Below are 295 nucleotides of genomic sequence, written 5' to 3'. Positions count from 1 at the left end.
GACCCGGACCGCGGCCACCGGTCAGCTCCAGCAGCGCCTCATGGATGTTGGTGGTCTCGTAGTCGAGGACGATGGCGCCGGCCTTCTCGGCCGCCAGTTGCAGGCGATCGCTGAAGCGGTCGATGGCGATGACCCGTTCGGCGCCCAGCAGGTAGGCGCTGCGAATGGCCATCTGCCCGACCCCGCCGCAGCCCCAGACCGCCACGGTGTCGCCGGGCTGGATGTCGGCGATGTCGGTGGCGTAGTAGCCGGTGGGCACGGCGTCGGAAACGAACACCGCCTGGGCGTCGCTGAC

At 70.2% G+C, this 295-nt stretch carries 1 protein-coding gene; it reads right to left on the bottom strand.

Translation table 11 applies throughout. The annotated features are described in order from the left end of the window. Positions 1-295 (bottom strand): zinc-binding dehydrogenase (locus tag FS767_RS22045; RefSeq protein ID WP_144968218.1); only part of this gene is annotated, 295 nt, incomplete at both ends.

The organism is Pseudomonas sp. DE0010 (genome assembly GCF_007680745.1).
Lineage (GTDB): Bacteria > Pseudomonadota > Gammaproteobacteria > Pseudomonadales > Pseudomonadaceae > Aquipseudomonas > Aquipseudomonas parafulva_B.
This window is presented reverse-complemented; position numbering and strand designations above follow the sequence as displayed.